Source organism: uncultured Fibrobacter sp., from assembly GCF_947305105.1.
Classification (GTDB): Bacteria; Fibrobacterota; Fibrobacteria; order Fibrobacterales; family Fibrobacteraceae; genus Fibrobacter.
Map to the genome: position 1 here is coordinate 154,069 of NZ_CAMZCS010000002.1, position 17,798 is coordinate 171,866.

The 17,798-nt window shown below is 50.4% G+C and carries 12 protein-coding genes, 1 tRNA gene and 1 pseudogene; 12 read left to right on the plus strand and 2 right to left on the minus strand.

Features of this window, described 5'->3' with window-relative positions:
• Positions 1–23: 23 nt before the first annotated feature.
• The 10 genes and pseudogenes from Q0Y46_RS02000 (at position 24) to Q0Y46_RS02040 (ending at position 12,031) form a co-directional block, all read left to right on the plus strand.
• Complete coding sequence (locus Q0Y46_RS02000; protein ID WP_295681529.1) at positions 24–1,427, plus strand: LptF/LptG family permease; 1,404 nt, start codon at positions 24–26, stop codon at positions 1,425–1,427.
• Positions 1,424–2,521 (plus strand): LptF/LptG family permease, encoded by a 1,098-nt coding sequence (locus Q0Y46_RS02005; protein ID WP_295681532.1) that lies wholly within the window; start codon positions 1,424–1,426, stop codon positions 2,519–2,521. Before Q0Y46_RS02000 ends, Q0Y46_RS02005 begins: the two co-directional genes overlap by 4 nt.
• Before the next feature lie 11 nt (positions 2,522–2,532).
• Positions 2,533–4,320 carry a sensor domain-containing diguanylate cyclase gene (locus Q0Y46_RS02010; protein WP_295681535.1) on the plus strand — a complete coding sequence of 596 codons (1,788 nt, stop codon included), beginning with the start codon at positions 2,533–2,535 and terminating at the stop codon, positions 4,318–4,320.
• A gap of 1 nt (position 4,321) precedes the next feature.
• Positions 4,322–5,791, plus strand: a complete 1,470-nt coding sequence (locus Q0Y46_RS02015) for a sodium:solute symporter (protein ID WP_297944285.1) — start codon at positions 4,322–4,324, stop codon at positions 5,789–5,791.
• 117 nt (positions 5,792–5,908) lie between these two features.
• Positions 5,909–7,309 (plus strand): SIMPL domain-containing protein, encoded by a 1,401-nt coding sequence (locus Q0Y46_RS02020; protein ID WP_297944288.1) that lies wholly within the window; start codon positions 5,909–5,911, stop codon positions 7,307–7,309.
• A 400-nt stretch (positions 7,310–7,709) separates the two neighbouring features.
• Positions 7,710–10,166 (plus strand): annotated as a pseudogene (locus tag Q0Y46_RS02025) (anaerobic ribonucleoside triphosphate reductase); the annotation flags it as partial.
• A gap of 9 nt (positions 10,167–10,175) precedes the next feature.
• On the plus strand, positions 10,176–10,739 hold the full coding sequence (gene nrdG, locus Q0Y46_RS02030) for an anaerobic ribonucleoside-triphosphate reductase activating protein (protein WP_295681550.1): 564 nt from the start codon (positions 10,176–10,178) through the stop codon (positions 10,737–10,739).
• A gap of 190 nt (positions 10,740–10,929) precedes the next feature.
• Positions 10,930–11,073, plus strand: coding sequence for a hypothetical protein (locus Q0Y46_RS02035; RefSeq protein WP_297944293.1), 144 nt, complete (start codon positions 10,930–10,932; stop codon positions 11,071–11,073).
• Between the two features lie 24 nt (positions 11,074–11,097).
• Positions 11,098–11,343: an integrase core domain-containing protein gene (locus Q0Y46_RS14875; RefSeq protein WP_366522466.1), complete on the plus strand. Its 246-nt coding sequence runs from the start codon at positions 11,098–11,100 to the stop codon at positions 11,341–11,343.
• Positions 11,344–11,470: 127 nt separating this feature from the next.
• Positions 11,471–12,031, plus strand: a complete 561-nt coding sequence (locus Q0Y46_RS02040; RefSeq protein ID WP_297944297.1) for a hypothetical protein — start codon at positions 11,471–11,473, stop codon at positions 12,029–12,031.
• A 216-nt stretch (positions 12,032–12,247) separates the two neighbouring features.
• On the opposite strand, the gene Q0Y46_RS02045 is transcribed toward Q0Y46_RS02040, so the two are convergent.
• Together Q0Y46_RS02045 and Q0Y46_RS02050 are read right to left on the minus strand one after the other, a co-directional pair.
• Positions 12,248–12,320 (minus strand) — tRNA-Gly (locus Q0Y46_RS02045).
• 36 nt (positions 12,321–12,356) lie between these two features.
• Positions 12,357–13,412 carry an adenylate/guanylate cyclase domain-containing protein gene (locus tag Q0Y46_RS02050; protein ID WP_297944300.1) on the minus strand — a complete coding sequence of 352 codons (1,056 nt, stop codon included), beginning with the start codon at positions 13,410–13,412 and terminating at the stop codon, positions 12,357–12,359.
• Positions 13,413–13,703: 291 nt separating this feature from the next.
• Between Q0Y46_RS02050 and hemW the strand changes: the two genes are divergently transcribed.
• Positions 13,704–14,849, plus strand: a complete 1,146-nt coding sequence (hemW, locus tag Q0Y46_RS02055; RefSeq protein ID WP_297944303.1) for a radical SAM family heme chaperone HemW — start codon at positions 13,704–13,706, stop codon at positions 14,847–14,849.
• A 174-nt stretch (positions 14,850–15,023) separates the two neighbouring features.
• Positions 15,024–17,798, plus strand: a complete 2,775-nt coding sequence (locus tag Q0Y46_RS02060) for a hypothetical protein (protein ID WP_295681561.1) — start codon at positions 15,024–15,026, stop codon at positions 17,796–17,798.

Consider the following 17,798-nt stretch of genomic DNA (forward strand, 5'->3'; position numbering starts at 1 on the left):
GCAAAAAGAAGACCGACAGAAAAATGATTTTAGTCCGCTATGTGTTGAAAGAGCTGATTGCGCCCTTCCTGGCGTCACTTTTCGGCATTACGTTTTTGTTCGTAGTCGATTTTCTTGTCAAAATATTGGACAATGTCCTATCGAAAGGGCTTCCGGCTTCGACGGTTCTTGAAATTTTTGTCTTGAACCTCGCTTGGATGTTGTCGCTCTCTATCCCGATGGCTGTTCTGGTGTCGTGTCTCATGGCGTTTGGACGCATGTCGGGGGACCAGGAAATTACTGCGGTAAAAGCGGCCGGTGTTTCTCCGGTATCCTTGATTCGCCCTGTCTTTATCGTGGGCATGTTGCTCTCGGTCCTCCTGATGTTGTTCAACAACTGGGTGCTTCCCGAGGCGAACCACCGTTCCGTCGAATTGATGAACGCCGTATCCCGGAAAAAGCCGCATGTGTTTATCGATGCCGGCAAGTTGATTACGCAGTTCCCGGACGTTCAGCTTTGGGTAAGCCGCATTGACCCGTCGTCGGGTACGCTTTACGGAATTCAAGTTTTTGAACTGGAACACAAGGGTCCACCGCGAATTGTGTATGCCGACAGTGCCTCGATGGAATATGTCGATAACGGCGCTACTTTGATGTTCAAGCTCCGTAGTGGAGAAACCCATGTTGTCGATGCCGACGACCCTAGCAACTATTTCCGTATAAGGTTCTTTGCACAGGACTTGGCCCTCAAGAACGTGGACGACCGTCTTGAACGCCGTAGCCGCAGTTACAGGAGTGACCGTGAAATGCCTGTCGAGATGATGCTCGATGTGGTTCACGATGCCGAGGCCCGGTACGATACCGCCTTTATCGAAGCGAAGGAGCGCAGGCTCTCCTCCCTGCACGAGCTACGGACTCGCTTGGAGCTCGACTCGATTGCTCCGTCTGGGGTGGTGTCTTCGTATAATACCGACGATACCAGCAGGGTCCGGCGCTCCCTCACCAAACTCCGTATGACCGAGATGTCCGTACTCAGGACAACGGAACGTTTGTACAGTCGCATGGAAACCGAAAAAAAACGTTCTGCACAATATCTTGTTGAAATTCACAAGAAATTCAGCACGTCGGCTGCTTGTTTGGTCTTTATTCTCATTGGTGCCCCGCTAGGGATTATGGCCCGCAAGGGGGGGATTGGTACGGGGATTATCTACAGTCTCGCATTCTTTGTCATATTCTGGGTTTGCCTCATCGGTGGCGAAAACTTGGCTGACCGCCTCATTATTTCGCCGGAATTGGCCATGTGGGCCCCGAACATCATCATTGGCGCCTTCGGCATATTTATCACGATAGCGATGGTCCGTGACCGTTTCTCGGGAGATTCGAAGTTCTTCCGTGCGGTTCGCAAAGTGGGACGCATATTTACCTTCTTTACGAGGAGGTTCGGATGAGATTCCCGAGGTACCTTGTTTGGAATTTCATGAAGATGTTCCTCATCGTGGTGATCGGGGCGATTCTTGTCTTTGCGATGATCGACTTCGTGGGCAACATCAAGACCTGGCTTGCTCGCGACATGAAGGATGTCGGTGATTACTACCTGAGCTATTTGCCCTACATGGTGTACTTGATTTCGCCGGTGGCCCTGTTTATCGCGGTCCTTGCATCGGTGGGTAACATGGCGCGCCATCTCGAAATGAGCGCGATGCAAAGTTCTGGGCAGAATCCTCTCAAGACGTTGCTGCCTATCTTTTTCATTGGCATTCTCGTTTCTGTGGGCTCGTACGAGATGAGCGAACTCTGGCTCCCCGATGCGAATCACAGGCGGTTCGAAATCATGGAGACGAACGCCCAGAAACGGAAAAATCCGCGAATCAAGGAAAAGCAGAATTTCACGTTTATCGATAACGAGAAGGCGAGCTGGTTTTTCAAGTTTTATTCGGGAAGCAAGAAAATGGGGCGCGATGTCGTGCTATTGCTCCGCGATGAGGGGCGCCTTGTGGAACGCTACGATGCGCGCATTGTCCGTTGGATCGAGGAGGATAGCTCGACTACGGGGTATTGGCGCATGGAAAATGGTCACCGGCGGATATTCCGCAAAGATGGCTCGGTGAATGTCTCTTCGTACCTGCGGGAATCCCTTGCGAATAGGTTGAGTACGCACCCGGATGACTTGATTAATGAACGACAACTGCCGGACGAGATGGACTCCAAGATGGTCAAGCAGCGTATTGACGTGCTCCGGCGTTCCGGTGAAGACACCCGCATCATGGAAACGGCTCTCCATTTCAAGCGCTCCGCGCATTGGATGAACTTGGTCGTCTTGCTTATCGGAGCGGCCCTGTGCCACCGATATAGCCGATCGGGAGGGCTTTCTCAAAAGTTCGGGGTTGGCCTTTTGATTGTGTTTAGCTATTATATCCTGGAAAGAATCGGTTTGAAAATGGGCGAGAACGGAGCGTTGACTCCGCTTGTCGCAGCATGGGTGAGTCATTGTGTTTATGCACTTTTGGCGTCGGTCATGCTTTACCGTTCATTCCGTTTGTAAGGGGAAGTTGTATGTCGGATATATTGTTTGTTTTGTCGGGGCTCCTGCTAGGGCTTGCCTTTAAGGGCGGCATGTGGTTGTTCCTGATTCCGTTTGCCGGGGTGGCCTGTGCGCTGGCCTTCATGAACCGTCCTCGGCTCCCTGGGGGGAAGACCGCCAACATTCCGGTGGTGACCAAGGCTATCCGTGCTACGGGGCTTGTCCCTGCGACGACTCCTGACTTGCGTTCCGAATACAAGGATGTCAAGCAGGAATACAACGAACCGAATTCGACATTGAAGGTGAACCAGGTCTGGAACCGCGCCGATGCCGATATCGACAAGGCTTTCCACGACATGCTTGTTGCTCTCAAGGGGCTTATTCCTGCAGCAAATTCCCTGATAATCCTTTCTCGAATTTCTCCTCGCGAATGGGGTGTCCGTTCTTTCTATAACGACGGAACCACGCAGATTGCGACCGACATGAAAATTGGTGAAAATTCCGGAATTTTGGGCCAGCTCTTCCGCCCTGGAGTAGACCGCTTGCTCGAAGGCGACCTCACGGGGGGCAAGGCTCTGCTTTACTATTTGGACAACCCGAGCATCAAATCCATTGTGGCCGTCCCTGTGTTCGACCGCAACAAGAACCGCTCCGGTGCGTTGATTATCGACTCCATTTACCCGAACGCCTTCAATTCCAATACGGCTCTTGCTCTCTCTTACATAGCAAATAACATCGACATGCTTGGCTACAAGAGCTACGCTTCGGCCAAGAACTACATTGAACAGCAGCAGTTCAGCGTCTTGTACTATTACCAGCGCAAGTTCTTCCAGACGATGACGGTCAAGGATATCTACAAGCAGATTTTCGAATACGTCAAGGAGAACATTCCCTTCGATCGTCTTTTGGTTCTCGCTTTGGATAAACCGAACGAAAATATCGGCCATGTGGTGTTCTGTGACGGCGTGGATTCCGAGCAGTTTGTCAACAAGCAGTTCTCCCTGAACGACAAGGGTATCTGCGTGCTGGCCCTTTTGCGCAACCGCCTTGTGGAACGCGATTTCAGCAACGGATTCAGCGAATATGTGCCGCGCCTCGACAACCAGGAAAAGCGCAATATGGATTTGTTGCAGTTGCTGGTGATGCCGGTCCCGACCGAGGCGAGCGCCGAGATGGCGGAACTGGCGATATGCCTCGAAAGCCGTTTCCCGGGCCGTTATTCTGAACACGAAAAGGAACTGCTCAAGGCGTTTGCCGGCGTGGCCGGGTTTGCCTACGACCGTGCCCGTAAATTCGAACACGGCAAGGATCTCGCCATGCGCGATGGCCTGACCGGGCTTATCAACCACCGTACTTTGCACGAAAGTTTCCGTACAGAAAAGATTAGAGCCGATCGGCAAGGGTACAATATCGGCGTGCTCATGATGGACATTGACCATTTCAAGCGCGTCAACGATACTTATGGCCATCCTGTCGGCGATATTGTCATCAAGGGCATTGCCGATGCCATCAGCGGAGAAATTCGCAAGGAAATCGACGTGGTGGCCCGCTACGGTGGCGAGGAATTCGTCGTCGGCCTTGTCGATACGACTCCCGAGGGCATGATTGAAACGGCGGAACGCATTCGCAAGGCTGTGGGTAAACTGGAGTTCGATGTACACCAGTCAGAACCGCTCCGCGTTACGGTAAGTATTGGCGCCTATCTCGTGACTCCGACATTCCACGACATGAAGGCGGCCTTGAATAATGCCGACCAGGCCCTGTACAAGGCCAAGGAAGGTGGCCGCAACCAAGTTATTGAATACAAGTTAGAGCAGTAATATGTTTACCGTTGTCGATTGGGCAGTCCTTGCCGCTTACCTGTTGCTTTCTTTGGCTATAGGCCTTTGGGTTTCTCGTGGCAACAAGAATCTCAAGGAATACATGTTCGGTGGTGGGGCAATCCCATGGGTTGCCGTGGGGATTAGCCTTATTGCGACTTCCGTGAGCGCGACGACGTTTCTCGGGGCGCCTGCCGATGTTTATGGCGACAACATGACTTTCCTCATGTTCCAAATCGGCGCGCTTTTGAGCATTGTCGTGGTGGGTTTCGTATTCATCCCGCGTTTCCGTACGGCAGGCATAAACAGCGCTTATGAATTGTTCGAGGTTCGCTTTGGTTCCAAGGCGGTGCGCCGCTTGGCTGCTGTTTTCTATTGCATGCACTTGCTGCTTCGCACGGGAATCCTGCTTTACGCTCCGTCCCTTGTGCTTGCACAAATTCTGCACGTGGACTTGAAACTGGCGATAATCGTTTCGGCGGCGGTGGCCATTTTCTATACCTGGTTCGGGGGCATCAAGGCCGTCATCTGGACCGATGTGATGCAGTTCTGTGTGTTTTTTGGCGGTGGTGTATTGGTGCTCGTGCTGATTTCGAATGCCGTGGGCGGCTTTGGTGAAATGGCCGCCCTTGCAAGCGAGGCGGGCAAGACCAAGTGGTGGGATGCCTCGATGGATATTTCCAATGCGCGTACGCTGATTTCTGCCGGCTTTGCCTATGCGATTTTGGAGATAGCCATCCGTGGGTGTGACCAACAGTTTGTACAACGTTATTTGAGCTGCAAGGACGTGAAGGCCGCAAACCGTTCCAGCGTCCTTTCTATGGTGCTGGGCTGCGCTGTCTCGATTCTCTTTTACTGGGTGGGCGCTGCGCTTTACGTTTATTACAAGATGGCTCATGTCGCCACTCTCCCCGAAGGGATTGGCCAGAATGACGTGTTCCCATACTATATCGTGAACTGCCTTCCCGTGGGAGTCACTGGCCTCATCGTTGCGGCCATCTGCGCTGCCGCCATGAGCAGCCTTTCGGGGGCAATCAACTCGCTCAGCAATACATCGGAACACGATTTTTTGGGCTGGGAAGAATCGAAGGGCATGGGTGGCCTCAAACGCGCAAAAATTTGGACGGTCATTTGGGGCGTACTCGGTGTGTTTTTTGCGCTCTTTGCCGCCACACAGCAGGGGAGCCTTCTCAAAAATGCGCTCTTCTTTACAGGGCTGTTTACGGGGCCGCTCCTTGGCATGTTCTTGCTCGCGTTCTTTGTGAAGGGCCTCAAGAGTTGGCAGGTGGTTGTTTCCGTATTTTGCGGCATGGCAAGCCTCGTGCTTATCCAGGGCATTCCCGTGTTTGGCGTACCCGCGGTCCTCGGCGGCATCTTCAGCTGGCCGTGGATGCCCTTCATCAGCATGACCACTACCGTGATTGTCGCTGTTGTGCTTAAGTATGTGGCGCTCCTATTTGCGAAGAAATAAAGGCCTTATTCTAAGTTAGACTATAAAATCCAGTAAAATTCTTTTTGCCGAATGCCTTATGCTTTCGGCTTTCTTTTTTGTTTAAATTGAAAAATGAACTACAACAGGGAGGTTCCTATGCAGAACAAAGTATCATACGTTGTCATCATCGTACTCGCGTTCGTGTGTCTCGTTCTTTCACTCAGTGTCGGGCGCGCATCCGACGTTGCTGCACAACCGAAGGTATCGTCCCTGGAGCCGGTTCCGGAAGAAGGTGGCCTGCCTTCTGGTGGCGTGGCTGTTTCGAGCGAAGAGAAAAAAAACTTTTTAGCCGACGAGTACGTCACCAGTTTCAATATAGTTCTAAAGGACAAAAACAAGGACGTCGCCTATAAACGCCTGAATGAGAGCCGCGAAAAGATTCTCGCCTTGCTACAGAAATATTCTGTGGGTCCGCAGGAGTATGAACTTCTCGGCACGTCGCTCAAGAAGGACTGGGATTATGCGGATGGCAAGAGGTATTTCTTGGGGTATACGGCATCGCAGAATGTGAAGGTGATTTTGCATAGCAAGCAGGAGTCGGATTCCCTGGAATTCGACTTGACCAGTTTTGCGTTTGTCGATGACGCATCCACGCAGTCGCGGCTCAAGAATGCCGAAGCCCTGGAAGTCGATGTAATCAAGAGCGCCTGCAAGAAGGCATCCCGCTTGGCGGAAGAAAATGCGCAGAGTGTAGGAGCGAAGGTCGGGAAGGTGATTTCTGTGGAAGGATCTTCGGAGGTAGAGAAGTTGAGTACCTCGGATTCCGTAGAAGTTTCGGCGTCGGTTTCGGCGACGCTTTCCCTGAACGGTGTGGAAAATAGCGGGAAGTCGTATGTCCAGGTTTCCCAGATCGAAAATAAGAAGTTCCTTGCAGACAAGTTTATTGTGACCGCGAATATCATGTTTGACGGCGCCGACAAGGAAGCGCTTTTTAAGGATATGGCCGCACGCCGGGGTGATGTAGTGCAGATTGCGAAAGACCTGGGCGTTGCAGAATCGGAGATAGAAGCGCAGTCTATGATGCTACGCAAAAAGCAGAAGTATGAGTTCTACGGCAATGAATCCCAAAAGAAAGCCTTCAGGGCCACCCAGAGGATTACGGTCAACTTTACGTCCAAGGATGCCGCCGGGGCGTTCTTGGATGGAATCGTCGGCCTTGAAAACGTTAACGTGCTTAATGCCATGCCTGTCCTGAAGAACGAGGATTCGCTCAGGGTTCAGGTTACAAACATTGCCGGCAAAAAGGCGATGGCCCGCGCCAAGGCGATTGCCGAGGGCTTTGACGGCTCCCTGGGCAAGGTCGTTGCGGTAAGCAACAAGCCTTTAGACGAAATTGGGATGACCCTCCTTGGTGCCCGCGATGGAGCCATGTACAGGGGAAAAACTGCGCGGGCTCATAATCTTCTGTTGTCGAATTCTCCACCGGATTCCAAGATGAACATCGCCGATTCCGTGTCTGTTTCGGCATACCTGTCCGTCATGGCCGAGATTGAGTAGCCCCTCAAAACTACTGCTCAAATTTTTTCCATTTGTCAACCCTTTTCCCCGAAAAAAGTTCCTTTTTGGGGAGGTAAAAAGGGGATGAAATGCTAACTATTTGTTCTTCACGGAGTTAACGATTTTCGGAAAAATCGTGTATTTTTGGATTGTTTGTAAAATTTTACATATATCCGTTTTTGTCGCACAATTATTACAAAAAAATTATCTTATTTTCCGAAAATCTATGCAAATTCTCATTTCTTTTATTATCTTAATACCTACATCTTGTGGATGTTGATTGGACATATACACAAGATATTGTAATTTTGGAACGTTTTCCAGGGTGGACCACCACAAGAGGACGGACCTGAAAGGAAAGACGATGATTTTAACTGTGAAGAAGCGCGACGGCCGCGAAATGCCGTTCAACATCGAGAAGATTGCCGACGCTATCGTCAAGGCTTTCCGAGCTTCCGGCGAATTGAACGAACAAATTAAGGCTTCCCAGGATCAGCTGAATCTTTTGGGCAGTGACGACGTTTTGAGCAGTACTGCTCTCAAGGTTGCTGCCGACGCTGTGGGGCATCTCGAGGCCGCCAACAAGACGCAGCCGGACATCGAAGAAATTCAGGATGCCGTTGAAAAGGCTCTCACCGAGGGCGGCTATGCCGATACCGCCAAGAGCTACATCTTGTACCGCGCTGAGCGTACCCGCATCCGCGAAGTCAATACGCGCCTCATGCACACGCTCCGCGACATCACCTTCAGTTCTGCGAAGGAATCCGACCTTAAGCGCGAAAATGCGAATATCGACGGTGATACCGCCATGGGCACCATGCTCAAGTATGGTAGCGAATCGGCCAAGCATTTCTACACGATGATGATGCTCAAGCCCGAGCACAGCCGCGCTCACATGGATGGCGACATCCATATCCACGATTTGGATTTCTACTCGCTTACCATGACGTGCTGCCAGATCGACTTGAAGAAGTTGTTCAAGAACGGCTTCAACACGGGTCACGGCCATCTGCGTGAACCCAAGGATATCCGCAGCTACGCGGCCCTTGCTGCTATTGCCATTCAGAGTAATCAGAACGACCAGCATGGTGGCCAGTCCATCCCAAACTTCGACTATGCCATGGCCGACGGTGTGCGCATCACGTACCGCAAGGCTTATCTTTCCAACATGGTCAAGGCGCTCATCCTCCTGACCGGCAAGACAGAAGAAGAAATCCAGCCGGTCGTGAAGAAGCTCCATACCGAAATGGCCGAAATGGGCATGGTCGCGACTCTCGTGCCGAACGAAAAGTTCCAGGAAGCTGAAGCCCGCGAACTTTCCAAGACCTTCGACGCCGATACGGTTAAGAAGGCGCAGACGTTTGCCGAGAAGATGGCCTACGAAGAAACGGACAAGACGACGTTCCAGGCAATGGAAGCGTTTGTCCACAATTTGAACTCCATGCACAGCCGTGCCGGTGCGCAGACTCCGTTCAGCAGCATCAACTACGGCATGTGTACCGAGCCCGAAGCCCGTATGGCCATGAAGAACCTGTTGCTCACGACCGAAGAAGGCCTGGGTGGCGGTGAAACGGCTATCTTCCCGATCCAGATTTTCCGCGTGAAGGAAGGCGTCAGCATGAATCCGGGTGACCCGAATTACGACCTGTTCAAGCTTGCCTGCCGCGTGAGTGCAAAGCGCCTGTTCCCGAATTTCAGCTTCCAGGACGCTCCGTACAACCTGCAGTACTACAAGCCGGGCCATCCCGAAACCGAAATTGCCTACATGGGCTGCCGTACCCGTGTTATCGGTAACACTTACGACCCGACTCGTGAAATCAGTTTCGGCCGTGGTAACTTGAGCTTTACTTCTATCAACTTGCCGCGTATCGCTATCAAGATGAAGTCCGTGGACCTGTTCTTCAAGGAACTCGACCGCATGCTTCAGCTCGTGAGCGACCAGCTCATGGAACGTTTCGCCGTCCAGAGCCGTCGCAAGGTCAAGAACTTCCCGTTCCTCATGGGGCAGGGCGTGTGGATTGATTCCGACAAGCTCGGCTGGGAAGACACCGTGGGCGAAGTCATCAAGCACGGTACGCTTTCTATTGGCTTTATCGGCCTTGCCGAAACCCTGGTGATGCTCACGGGCAAGCACCACGGCGAATCCGAAGCCTCCCAGGAACTGGGCCTCAAGATTGTGGGCCACATGCGTGAATTCTGCGACAAGGAATCCAAGCGCCTCGGCCTCAATTTCAGTTTGCTTGCAACCCCTGCCGAAGGCCTTTCCGGCCGCTTCGTGCGCATCGACAAGAAGATGTTCGGTATCATTCCGGGCGTCACCGACCGCGATTACTACACCAACTCGTTCCACGTGCCGGTGTATTACAAGATTTCGGCGTTCAAGAAGATTTCGCTCGAAGCCCCGTACCATGCGCTCACCAACGCTGGCCACATCAGCTATATCGAACTTGACGGCGATCCGACCCAGAATTTGGATGCCTTCGAAAAGATTGTGCACCACATGGCAAAATCCGGTATCGGCTATGGTTCCATCAACCATCCGGTGGACCGCGACCCGGTTTGCGGATTCGTTGGCGTGATTGGCGACTGCTGCCCGCGTTGCGGCCGTAGCGAAGGTCATGCGATTTCGCCGGAAAAGATTGAGGAACTGCGCAAACTTTATCCGGGCATGCCCGCATTTAAGGGCATTAGGTAAATTTTATAAACAAGGAGAAATGAAATGTCAGAGAAAGAAATGAGCAAGTATGGTGAAGGCGTCGGTTTCGAACGCATTCGCCGCATCACCGGCTACCTGGTCGGTACTGTGGACCGTTTCAACAACGCCAAGCGCGCCGAAGTGAACGATCGCGTGAAGCACGGTGTGTAAATGGAAACTGTGTATCCTCGTCTCCGCATAGCGGGGATTGTTCCTGAATCCTTTGTCGATGGCCCGGGCATTCGCCTGACGGTCTTTGTCCAGGGCTGTCCTCATCATTGCCCTGGCTGCCATAATCCCCAGACTCACGATTTCGAGGGTGGGCATTTTATCGACCGCGAGGATATTCTGGACATGATTGAGGAAAATCCGCTGCTCGACGGCATTACGTTCAGTGGCGGTGAACCTTTTGCCCAGGCGGCAGGGCTTGTTCCATTGGCCCGTGAGGTCAAGGAACGGGGCTTCCACCTGATGATTTACACAGGCTATACGTACGAGAGGCTCATGGAATTGTCTCCGGAGCATCCCGAATTGCTGGAACTGCTGTCCTTTGCCGATGTACTCGTCGACGGGCCGTTCATTCTGGCGAAGCGTTCCCTGGAACTCAAGTTCCGTGGCTCGACCAATCAGCGCCTCATCGATGTGCAGGAAAGCCTCTCTGCAGGCCATGTCGTGCTGCACCAGATGCAGGTCGACGAGATGGCCGAACATCCGGAGTGGGTGTTGCAGAGCTAATCAAACCCCGCTTATGTTTTTCGAAAAAGATCTCGGTTACGCGCCGGGGTCTTTTTTTGTATAAAGTGAATCAATGAAGTGTTCTAGTTTTTCGACTATGCAGGAGTTTAATAAGAGTGAGATATAAGCTATTAACTCGTTACTACGCAACCTTCATGGTAAAATAATGGCCGAAACCAACTTCGAGTCAATGCGACAGATTATCAAGTTGCTCCTGAATGTCGATAAGAAAATCCCTGCAAATCTTTATGCGACCGCACGTCTGAAACACGAGGCGATAAACGTGAATTGCAAGAAATACTCTGTTAGGAAGATGCGTAGGGTCGCACTGTAGCTACCATACAATGTTTTTAAAGAACTGCGTAATGCCTTTGATGCCCCTTACGACAATGTCTGCATGGAGAGTTTCTTCGCCAGTTTCACGAGGAAACTGGTCTATAGGCGGGACTTTAATGACCTAGAGAACGTGCGGAAGGTCATTTTCACGTATATTGAGCAGTTTTACAACTGGAAATGGCTCCATTACTCGCCTGGGTACATGCCCCCGCTGGAATATATGCTCTCAAAACGGACTGTTTTGCGTTCAAGTTATACTACTTTATAAGGAAAAAGGATATATTTTAACATTACCAAGTGATGTCTTCGGTATCTCAACCTTGCAGACAGCAAGGTGATGCATGAGGTTCTGAATGCAAAGACCCAGGGTGAATTGAACAATATATTTGACACGAATGCTGAATGAGGTTTCTATGGAGACTAGTCCATTTATTGATGCTGAATTTAATCTTTTCATTGACAATATTCTTAGGTATAAGCAATGTGTTCTTCAACAATGTGATGAACAACAAGCAGAGACTTTTAGAAAATCCATTGACACGATAATGGGCAAAAATTTATCGAAAGTTGAAAAGGGGAATGCTGCTACTGCGGATCAGGCTTGCTATGCGATGCAATGTGCTTTGGCTTATACTTTAAGGAACAGATTCTGTGTTTCGCGCACAAGTGAAGTGATTGAGAATGTATATGGGTATATGAAACGAGACCATGACCGTATTGCAATTGCATTGAACAAACCCTTGTTGGAAACAAAGGTTAAACTGGCTATGAAGTTGATTCAAATGCCGGATGGATTGTATGTTCGAGTTTTGAACGCAGCTAAAAGCTGTTATAATGATGGAAAAGAATATATAGATTGGAATTCTTTAAATGGATATGAAATGATTCCTGATGATATTAAAGAAGAGATGGCAAAAATAAGCGTAGAAGATTACGTGACTTGTTTTACTGTTTAAACATGGTGGTCCCGGCTGGATTGCGAAGCAAGACAGCTAAGGACCGTGACCACTTATTTCAAGGAATAGATGTTCGATTGGACATCTATTTTTCAGTTATGCTCACGATGTTCGCATGTGAAAAATTTTAGTCGGCCCCTCTTCTCGGGTCCTCGTTCCTTTTTATCCCGACACAAAAAAAAGAAAACCACCTTGAAAGGTGGTTTTCTTTTTTAGAGCGGGAAAAGGGACTCGGACCCTCGACCCCGACCTTGGCAAGGTCGTGCTCTACCAACTGAGCTATTCCCGCGGGGTGCCCCAATTATAGATAATTAATTTAGGGTTGTCAAGGGGTATGGAGAGAAAAAATTAAAATTTCTTTCTTTTTTCCCCTTAATTCGAAAAATCCTTCCTTATGGCAGAAATATTCGTGGGGGAGAGGGAGCGGAAGCTTGATGTAGAGGTCTTCCGAAATCAAAAAATCCTTCCCCAGCTTGGAGCAAAGGCTCTGAATACGGCTGGTAGTATTCAGTACATCGCCGTGGTAGGCCATTTCGCTGCCGAAATTCCCGACTTCCGTGGAAATCACCTTGCCGCAGTGCGCTCCGGCCTTGAACGAAGGTGCTACACCGTATTTTTTCATGAAGCGGGGTTTTGTCCTTTCGAGGCAGACGGCGAAGTCGTAAAAGCAGTTGATGGGGCGGGCGTGCCTCTTGCAGGCGGACGTTTTCCAGGTGAGGAAGGCTCCGTCGCCGGCAATCTGGTATATGTCTCCGCGGTTTTCCGCGCAACAGTTCGAGAGCAACCTGTAGTAGTCCTTCATGAAACTGCTGTACTTGACATGGCCGAGCTCTTCGGCAAATTCCGTTGAGTGTCGCAAGTCGATGAACATGAATATCAGGTCTTCTTCTACGGGGTCTTGGTATTTACCGAGGAGCGTATTGATAAACACGCGGGTGCCGAATTTCTTGTGTACGGAATTCGAAAAAGTAAAAAAGTGGGCGAGAAAGAACAACAGCGCGATTGTTGTAATGCATTCCGGGGATGAAAACTCTTCTGCGACCTTTGCGAGCCCATGATCCGTGATGAACTGGCCTGAATTAGTGTTCATATCCCAGAGGAGGATGCATAGTGCGTAGTTTATACTGATGTTTGCAATAAAGTAGAGTGATCGTATGAACAGTGCCGTAGGGACGCTGCGGTGGTCCATTTCGTCTTGGAGGACAACGACATCGTATATCCCGTGCGAAAGCCCCACGAATATGGAAAGTTGCAGCATGAAGAACAGCTTGGAGAGGCTGAATTCTCCAAATGCGGTCATGCCGAGGGCCGATATGCAGACTGTCGCCAGAATCCATCCTGCAATGTAGTTGCAGATGGCTCTGAATTTGCGTGCTGTCATTCTGTTTACGAACATAGGCTAATGGATAAACAGTGGCAGGCACCAGATGATGAAGATGAGGAGGATGTCGGCTGATGACTCTTTGAATAAAAGCGTAGAAAACAGCATCAGGAACACGCCGGCTAAGGACAGGAAAAGATAGAACCTGAGCCATTTCCGAAACTTTCTCGGAGTTTTTGCAAAAAAATTGCCGACCATATGCCCTTATATAACTAAATTTTCGTGTAAACGAGAAGAATTTTTCGGGATTGTCCCCAAAAGGGGCGGAAAAGCCAAAGACGGTGGCTTGTTATGCTTGGAATATATATACATGTACCTTTTTGCAAGAAAGTTTGCGACTATTGCGATTTTCGTGTGATGCCGGTGCCCCGTTCCAGGCTTTTTTTTGAATATACAGATTTGCTTATTCGCGAGATGCAAGGCTTTGCACAGAGGAATGCTGGCGTGCTGGAGTCTGCGTCAACACTTTACTTGGGAGGCGGGACTCCGTCGCTGTTGCCTAGCGAGTGCCTTGTGCGGTTGTTCGATGCGCTTGGTTCTCTCGGTGTTGATGTACATAGCCTCCGTGAAGTTTCGATGGAGTTCAATCCTGAATCGTGCAACGAATCTACTATAGCGCTTGCCCGCGAGTGTGGCGTAAGGCGCATCAGCCTTGGGCTCCAATCGTTCCATGGCGATATCTTGGAACGCATCGGTCGGCATCATTCCGTAGAAGAAGGAATCCGGGCGCTTGAACTGCTTTGTATGCAACCGGAGGTAGAGGTCAACGGCGATCTCATGTTCAACTTGCCTGGGCAATCTGTTGCAGAATTCCTCGAAGACCTGGATTATCTGGCCAGTTTCCCGCTGGATCACGTGAGTTTTTATGGACTCACCGTTGCAGACCGTACGCGTCTCGGTCACCGGATTGCGCGGGACGAACTGTATGTGGACGAGAACTTGTACGGAGAAATGTATCTCAAGGGAGTTGACCTGCTTAAAGAGCGGGGATTCGAACGGTACGAGGTTTCCAATTTTTGCCGTGCGGGCAAATGGAGTGCCCACAATAAAAATTATTGGGATCGCGGGGAATACATTGGTTTTGGACCGGGCGCACACTCCTATTTTAAAGGGTTGCGCTTCCATGCACCGGAAATTTATCTGGGATGGAAGAAGTTTGTTCTAAATGGAATGCCGAAAGACTTACTTTGCATAGATTCCTTGACACCAGACGACATCTGGACGGAGCGTGTTTGGCTTTCTTTGAGGCAAAATTCCGGTTTGGACTTGGAAATTTTGCGCAGGGACGGCATCGAATTGAAGGAATCCTCTTATTCAAAATGGCTCAAAAACGGCTGCTTGGTAAAGGAGGGGGACGCTCTCCGGTTGGTGGGCTACGGCTGGGTGGTCATGGATTCCATTGTGACCGATGTTCTAAACGGATATATTCCAATTTGAACTGATTGAAATTGAAATTTTCGTTTTTTTTTAATTTTCAGCCCTTTTTTCCACATTTTGGCCTATCTTCAAAAATCAGTGTGATATTCGCCTCACCTTCGTTGGTAAACAAAACTTATCCTTACCAAAAGATATATATTGGTATTTGTAGTTTTTTCATTGTTGGAGCCCTGAATGAGATTGCATTTCGTGCGTATCGTTAAGTATTCTGCATTGTTCCTGCTTATGGCGGGTACGTGCTCTTTTGCAGTCCCTCAAATAGACTGCATCGACTACGAAGGTAACCCGAGTTCCTATTGCAAGTATTCCCGTATCGAATCCTCGCGTAGGTTCAACCTGTACACGATGGACGAGGGCGTGCAGGTCAAGAAGGATGCCCAGGGGCTCCCGACCAATTCCAGGCGTAATGTCGATTTTTACGTCTATGCTCCGAAGGCCGACAACGATTCTCTTGAAATTGTCCTGAAACCCGACACGGCCGTCGTGAACATGATGAAGGTGAATTCCCTGGATTCCGGTTTCCGCTGGTTCGGTATCACGGCTTCGTACCCGGTATTCAACATTCCCGTGGGAACTTCGGTTTCACTGACTGGAGATCCTGAAATTGTCGCCTACTACAACTTCTATGCTCCGGCCATCCAGTATTGCTGGACCCGTGAATGCGATAGCGTTGTCACTCAAGCCTCCGACTTGAACATGGACGTGGGCGAATCCGCTACGATTTTCGCTCGTGCTTACATTCCGGTCGGCCCGGATTCTGGCGCTACAGATTCAACTCTCGAAAAGTCTTTCTACTTCTCTACGCAGGGCGCCGGGGACAATCTACAGTTCCAATCGCTGGCTGGTGAAAAACTTCCCGAACGCAAGGGCTTGGGAATCCAGCTTGATTTCACTCCCGAAGATCATGGTATCGTGGGTTTTGTCGTGATGGCTGTAGATACGGGCCGTACCGACCCCGGCGAAGCATTCAAACTCAGTGGTTATCCGGAATCTTTTGATGACAAGGGGAATGCGACGTTTATTGTGAACGGAATTTTCCCGGGTAAATTGACAATCAACGACCGCAATCTCCCGCATCTCGACAGTGCCGCCGTGTTTGATACGGATGGCGATGGTATCGGGGATAAGATTTCGGCTTGGTTCAGTGGCGACCGTGATTCCGTGGTGCTCACAGACTTTGCTTACAGCTGGCCCGATCAGGACAACTTCGGAAAATGGCATTCTTATAAAGACGAGCAGGGCAAGGCCGGAAAGCTGAAAACAGAAATGGATTTTGAATCGCTCAACATGTCGGCTTCGGGCAACGATGCTTTGGGTGCTCTGAAGGTGGCGGTCCAGTCCCAGTTTACGGGAATCGACGATACGCTGCGTACCGACTTGATTGACCATATCGGTGCAGTCATTCAGACGGCATCCATTCTGTATGGCGAGGATGACTCCGATATCCTCATCATCAAGTTCAACAAGGACATTGACACCTCGTGGAACAAGGGCAAGGGCTTTGTCTTGAACGGCAAGGAAATCGCCGAAGAAGCCATTGAGAAAAATGGTGACGAGTGGCGTTTCAAGGTGGATAAGGGCGTCGTGAAAGTGGGCGATATGATTCGCATTTCGATTGATGGCGGTATCCAGGCAGCCGACGGCAACAAGACCGGAAAGAACCGGGAAGTGCCGGTGCGCAGTGCCGGTGGCATTTACGCGACCAACGAGAACAACGGATTCTACGACCGCAACGGCGATGGCACTATGGACAGTGCCTCCATCGGTTTCTTGAGCCCACTTACGGACGACGATCTCAAGACAACGTCCATTTCGCTGTACTGGCTGGATTCCAAGAGCGAAGTCCATGAACTCAAGTTCAAGAACTTGGATTCTCTGCTCAAGAAGGGCGTGATTTCGCTTTCGGAAGATCGTACCATTATCGGTTTCGATTTGGACGATTCCAAGTACGATATAAAGAAGATGCTTACCGACATCGACTCGACGAATGCCGTGCTGAACAAGGCTTACGGCTATGCCAAGATGACGAATACGATTTCTATCGCTGGTCACAAGGATTCCACCGTGACGACGATGCTTGGCATGCACGATCGTATGTCGCCGGTTATCTCGGGAACGTTCCTGAGTCCCGAGTCCTTCCAGAAGGCTACGCCGGACGTGTTCACCGTGACCTTTACCGAGCCGGTAGATACGAACGCCTTTGAGCTTTCTAAAGAAGATCTTGCATTCTACGTTGATGGCAAGTGGGTCCATTATGGGCTGGGCACGCACAGTTGGTCCAATAACGGCAAGACATTGAAGCTGTTCTTGGAAGCTGGCGTAGACCTTTCCGACCGAATGAATCCGGCGGATTCCGTCAAGTTCAGCAATTATGATAAGAGCTTTACCGACCTCGAGGGCAACTGCGTCCGCGAAGAAGCTCCGACCGTGATGGTCGAAGGTGACCCGCGTGTCATTGTGAAGACGACTGCCCTTGCAACTTTGGAACGCGCAGTGCTCTTGGCCGATAAGGCCGCTTTCACGGAGCGTTTTGTCGAAGAAGATGTTCGCATGGATTCCGAAATGAAGAAATCGTTGGGAGTCCTTCTGGATATTGGATTCTCGACAATCATGAAATCCGATACCGCAGGCGGTGCGGAACTGGACCTGGAAAAGATTGGCCTCCGCTGGGAACTGGATGTGTTCACAAACCTGGGCGGCTATGTGGCGAACGCTTCGGGTGACATTCGCTGCAGTGACAAGTCCTTTGGTGAAAACTGTTTCGAGAATGCTCGCAAGTTGTACTTGCGTTGGAATATGCGCTCGAATAACGGGCGCAAGGTTGGCGTCGGTGTGTACGTCGCCAAGTTGAGGGTGAAGGTTTATGGAGCCAAGGAATCGTTTAAAGTGGAAAGAATTTACAACTGGGGCATCCGTGCCGGTTCGGACGGCATGACGCTCGGTGAGTGA